The following is a 5455-nucleotide window of genomic DNA, read 5'->3' on the forward strand; positions in this document are numbered from 1 at the left end:
GCAAAGCAGATAGCGGAGGTGATACGTGACTACGGCGAAGAACGGTTTGCTGGCCCCATTGCAAAGGCGATTGTTGCTCGGCGCGAGGAACGGGGCCCAATTACAAACACCTCCGAACTGGCCGATGTCGTGGCTGGCGCGGTCAAAACCCGCGAGCCGGGCCAGAACCCTGCAACGCGCACATTTCAAGCTCTTCGGATTTTCATCAATGCCGAGCTTGAAGAGCTGCAACAGGCGCTAGAAGGCAGCCTGCGCATCCTCAAGCCGGGCGGGCGGCTGGTGGTGATCAGTTTTCACTCGCTCGAGGACCGCATCGTCAAGCAGTTCATCGCCCGGCACTCCAAGGAGGTCTATGACCGCCGTGCGCCCTTTGCGCCGCCGGCGCCGGTGCGCCTGAAGTCGCTGGACCGCATCAAGCCGGGCGCCGACGAAGTGCGCGCCAACCCGCGCTCGCGCAGCGCCGTGATGCGCGTGGCCGAGCGCACGGAGGTGCCGGCATGATGCTGCGCCTCAACCTGCTGCTGCTGCTGGCGGTGATGCTCAGCGCGATGTTCCTGGTGAACAACCAGTATGACGCGCGGCGCCTTTTCACCGAGCTGGACCGCGCGCAGGCCGAGGCGCGCCGTCTCGAGACAGAACACCAGCGCCTGCAGGTTGAAAAGCGTGCGCAGGCGACGCCGCTGCGCGTCGAAATGCTCGCGCGCGAGAAACTGCAGATGACGTCCGCCACCCCGGCCATCACGCAGTACGTGACCGACGACGGCACGCCCGTGGCCTCGGTGGGCAGCGCAATGGATGCCGCACAGGCCAGCGGAGGGCGTCCATGAGCACCCGCAGCGTCAATTACGTCTCCAGTCCGCTGCTGGCGAGCAAGACGCCTATCTGGCGCAGCAAGTTCATCGTCGCCGTCGTGGCCCTGGGCTTCGTCGGGCTGGCGGCGCGCGCGGCCTATGTGCAGGTGATCGGCAATGACTTCTTTCTGCGGCAGGGAGAGGTGCGCTTCGCCCGCACGCTGGAGCTGCCCGCGAATCGCGGCCGCATCCTGGACCGCAACGGACTGATCCTTGCATCCAGCGTTCCCGCGGCCAGCATATGGGCCATTCCCGAGGATGTGGAGCAGGACAAGCCCGAGGTACAGGCCAAGCTCAAGAAACTGGCCGTGCTGATGGACATGCCCTACGCCAGCCTCAAGGCCAAGCTGGCCGATGAAGACAAAAGCTTCGTCTGGATCAAGCGCCAGCTGGACTGGGACGTCGGCCAGGAAATCGCCAAGCTCGAGATCAAGGGCATCTTCCAGCGCAAGGAATACAAGCGCCAGTATCCCGAGGGCGAGGCGGCGGCGCACATCGTCGGCTTCACCAACGTGGAGGACCATGGCCAGGAAGGCATGGAGCTGGCATTCGACAAGGAACTGGCAGGCAAGCCGGGTTCGCGCCGGGTGATCAAGGATCGCCTGGGCCGCATCGTCGAAGGCGTCGGCGTGGAAGTGCCGCCGCTGGACGGCAAGGACATCCAGCTTTCCGTGGACAGCAAGGTGCAGTTCTTCGCCTACCAGAAGCTGCGCGACACCGTGATCGAGAAGAAAGCCAAGGCGGGCAGCGTGGTGGTGCTGGATGCGCACACCGGAGAGGTGCTGGCGCTTGCCAACTATCCCACCTACGACCCGGGCAACCGCAAGAACCTGACCGGTGAGCAACTGCGCAATCGCGCCATGACCGACGTGTTCGAGCCCGGCTCGACCATCAAGCCCATCACCATCGGGCTGGCGCTGAACACCGGCCGTGTGCGCCCGGAAACCACGGTGGACACCACTCCGGGCCGGGTCACCGTGACCGGCTCCACGATCTCCGACACGCACAACTACGGTCTGTTGACGGTCGAGGGCGTGATCCAGAAGTCGAGCAATGTGGGTACGACCAAGATTGCGATGGGCATGCCCGCCAAGGAGATGTGGGAGACGTTCTCGGCCGTGGGCTTCGGGCAGAAGCCGCAGATCACCTTCCCCGGCGCGGTCAGCGGCAAACTGCGGCCCTACAAGAGCTGGCGTCCGGTGGAGCAGGCCACCATGTCGTATGGCTACGGCCTGTCCGCGAGCCTGTTCCAGATGGCCCGTGCCTACACCGTCTTCTCCAATGACGGCAAGGTGATTCCCGCAACCATGCTCAAGAGCACCGAGCCCGCCATCGGCGTGCCGGTGTTTTCGCCCAAGACCGCAATGCAGGTGCGCAAGATGCTGCACATGGCGGCGGGTCCCGGCGGCACCGGGCAGCGCGCGCAGACCGTGGGCTATTCCGTGGGCGGCAAGTCCGGCACGGCGCGCAAGCAGGTCGGCAAGACATATGCCGTGGGCAAGTATCGCGGCTGGTTCACCGGCATGGCGCCGATCGACAATCCGCGCATCATCGTGGCCGTCATGATCGATGAGCCGACCGTCGGGTCGGCATTCGGCGGTGTCTCCGCCGCGCCGGTGTTCAGCGAGGTCGTGCAGCAGACGCTGCGCATGATGGGCGTGCCGCCTGACATGGCGGTGCGCCCGCAGATCGTCGCCGATCCCGTGGAGGAGCCAGCGCTATGAGCATGCTGCTGCAACTCTCCTCGGTCCAGGACGCCATGCGCTGGCTGCGCGAGCGCGTGACCGGCACCTTGCAGACCGACAGCCGCCTGGTGAAGCCGGGCGACGCCTTCATCGCGTGGCCGGGCGCCGCGACGGATGGCCGCCTCCACGTGGGCAATGCGCTGTCCAACGGCGCCGTGGCCTGTCTGGTCGAGCAAGATGGCGCTGAGGCCTTCGGCTTTGCCGGTGCGCACATGGCCGCGATGCGCGGCCTCAAGGATGCAACGGGCCTGATCGCGGCCGCATGGTTCGATCTGCCGACCACCCGCCTCGACGTCATGGCCGTTACCGGCACGAACGGCAAGACCAGCACCGCCTGGTGGCTGGCCGAGGCGCTCAACATGCTGGCAGGGCAGTCCGATGTGCTGACCTACAAGGGATGCGCCCTGGTCGGCACGCTGGGCATGGGCTTGCCCGGCGCGCTCGAGGACACCGGCCTGACCACGCCCGATCCGGTGCGGCTGCAGCGTGCGTTCGCGCGGTTCGCGCAGCAGGGCATAGGCGCTTGCGCCATCGAGGCGTCCTCGATCGGCCTGGCCGAACACCGCCTGGCGGGCACGCGCATCCGTACCGCCATATTCACCAATCTCACGCAGGACCATCTGGACTATCACCCGTCCATGGATGCGTACTGGCAGGCCAAGCGCGTGCTGTTCGACTGGCCCGGCCTGCGCACCGCGGTAGTCAACGTCGATGACCGGCATGGCGCACAACTGGCCGAGGAACTGGCCGCCTCGCAGCTCGACCTCTGGACCGTCTCCCTGCGCGATAGTGCCCGCATCCGGGCGCGCGACATCCGCCATGGCGATGACGGATTGGCGTTCACCGTGGTGGAGGGGCGCAACGCCTTCGCGCTGCAAACGCAGGTCATCGGGCTGTACAACGTCTCCAACCTGCTGGGGGTGATCGCGGCGCTGCGCTCGCTGGGCGTGGCGCTCGAGCATGTGCTCTGGGCATGCGCGCAGCTCACGCCCGTGCCGGGGCGCATGGAGCGCATCACCTCGGCGGGCCAGCCCATGGTGGCCATCGATTATTCGCATACGCCCGACGCGCTCGAGAAGGCCTTGCTGGCGCTCACGCCCATGGCGAGGGAGCGTGGCGGCAAGCTCTGGTGCGTGTTCGGCTGTGGCGGCAACCGGGACGCGGGCAAGCGCCCGCGCATGGGCGCGATCGCCCAGCGGCTGTCGGACGAGGTGGTCGTCACCAGCGACAATCCGCGCAGCGAAGAGCCGATGCGCATCATCGACCAGATCACGGCGGGCATGGCCGCCGTGCCTACCCTGCGCGTGCAGGCCGACCGCGGCCTGGCGATCTCGCAGACCATCGCCGCGGCGGCTGTGCCGGACGTGGTGCTGATCGCGGGCAAGGGCCATGAGAGCTATCAGGAAGTGCATGGCGAGCGCCATCATTTCTCGGACATTGAACAGGCGCGCGCCGCGCTCGCGCAACGCGGAGGTGCCGCATGAGCGTGCAGAAAACGGCGCTGATGAATCTGGCCCAGGCGTTCGCGCTGGTGTCCGAGCGGATTCCTTCGGCCCGGCTCGTCGGCGATGGCGGCATTGCATTCCAGCGCGTGCACACCGATACGCGCACGCTCGCGGCCGGCGATCTGTTCGTGGCGCTCAAGGGCGAGCGCTTTGACGCGCACCAGTTTCTGGCCCAGGCCCACGAGGCCGGCGCCGTTGCCGCCATGGCGCATGCCGGGCTCGATGATGCGGACCTTGCTGGCATCCTCGTGCCCGACACGTTGCTCGGCCTGGGCGCATTGGCGGCGGGCTGGCGCAGGCAGTGGCACGGACCGCTGATCGGCGTGACGGGAAGCAACGGAAAAACCACCGTCACCCAGATGATCGCCTCCATCCTGCGCGCGTGGAAGGGCGATGCCGCGTTTGCGACGCAAGGCAACTTCAACAACGACATCGGCGTGCCGCTGATGCTGCTGCGCCTGCATGCGCGGCACGAAGCCGCGGTGATCGAGATGGGAATGAACCATCCCGGCGAAATCGCCTATCTCGCGGACATCGCGCGCCCGACGGTGGCGCTGGTCAACAACGCGCAGCGCGAGCATCTCGAATTCATGCAGACGGTGCAGGCCGTGGCGCGCGAGAACGGCAGCGTGTTCGCGGCCCTGCCGCGCGACGGTGTCGCGGTATTTCCCGCAGCGGATGAATACACGCCGCTGTGGCGTGAACTCGCCGGCAGGCGCCGCGCGGTCACTTTCGGCGAGAGCGCCGGCGACGTGCAATGCGCGCAGGCGAGCTGGCAGGGCGCCGCCTGGATGGCGCGGATCGCCACCCCGCAAGGCGCGTTCGACACCGAACTGCGCATCGCCGGTCGCCACAACGTCACCAACGCGTTGGCCGCCACGGCCTGCGCGGCGGCCGCGGGCGTCCCGGTGTCCGCCATTGCCAGGGGACTGGCGCAGTTCGAGCCGGTCAAGGGCCGCTCGCGGGCCGTGGTGCTGCCGTTTGCCGAAGGCCGCTCGGTCACGCTGGTGGACGACAGCTACAACGCCAATCCGGATTCCGTGCGCGCGGCGATCGACGTGCTCGCAAGCCTGCCCGCACCGCGATGGCTGGTGCTGGGCGACATGGGCGAAGTCGGCGGCCAGGGGCCGCAGTTTCACGCCGAAGCCGGCGCGTATGCGCGCGAACGCGGCATCGACAGGGTGTTCGCACTGGGCGCCCTGGCAATTCACGCTGCGCAGGCCGCCGGGCCGGCGGCGCAGCATTTTGAAGATATGGCATCGCTGCTCGCGGCGGTGCAGGCCAGCTTGCCGGAGGTCGGCAGCGTACTGGTCAAGGGATCGAGATTCATGAAGATGGAACAAGTGGTGCAGGC

Annotated in this window: 5 protein-coding genes; all 5 read left to right on the plus strand. The window is 67.2% G+C overall.

Annotation, left to right across the window (positions count from 1 at the left end):
• A partial coding sequence (rsmH, locus tag ABWP92_RS16140; RefSeq protein WP_353236426.1) for a 16S rRNA (cytosine(1402)-N(4))-methyltransferase RsmH occupies positions 1-501 on the plus strand: 501 nt, incomplete at its 5' end.
• Entirely contained in the window at positions 501-827 is a 327-nt protein-coding gene (gene ftsL, locus ABWP92_RS16145) for a cell division protein FtsL (RefSeq protein WP_353236430.1), read from the plus strand. The genes rsmH and ftsL, both read left to right, overlap by 1 nt.
• The gene (locus tag ABWP92_RS16150; protein ID WP_353236427.1) at positions 824-2575 is read left to right on the plus strand and encodes a peptidoglycan D,D-transpeptidase FtsI family protein; all 1752 of its coding nucleotides are present in this window, start codon (positions 824-826) and stop codon (positions 2573-2575) included. Before ftsL ends, ABWP92_RS16150 begins: the two co-directional genes overlap by 4 nt.
• A complete protein-coding gene (locus tag ABWP92_RS16155; RefSeq protein WP_353236428.1) occupies positions 2572-4080 on the plus strand; it encodes a UDP-N-acetylmuramoyl-L-alanyl-D-glutamate--2,6-diaminopimelate ligase in 1509 nt (502 codons plus the stop codon). The genes ABWP92_RS16150 and ABWP92_RS16155 overlap by 4 nt, the downstream gene beginning before the upstream one ends.
• A partial coding sequence (locus ABWP92_RS16160) for a UDP-N-acetylmuramoyl-tripeptide--D-alanyl-D-alanine ligase (protein WP_353236429.1) occupies positions 4077-5455 on the plus strand: 1379 nt, incomplete at its 3' end. The genes ABWP92_RS16155 and ABWP92_RS16160, both read left to right, overlap by 4 nt.

Origin of the sequence: Diaphorobacter ruginosibacter (genome assembly GCF_040396215.1) — a bacterium.
Taxonomy (GTDB): Bacteria; Pseudomonadota; Gammaproteobacteria; order Burkholderiales; family Burkholderiaceae_C; genus Diaphorobacter_A; species Diaphorobacter_A ruginosibacter_A.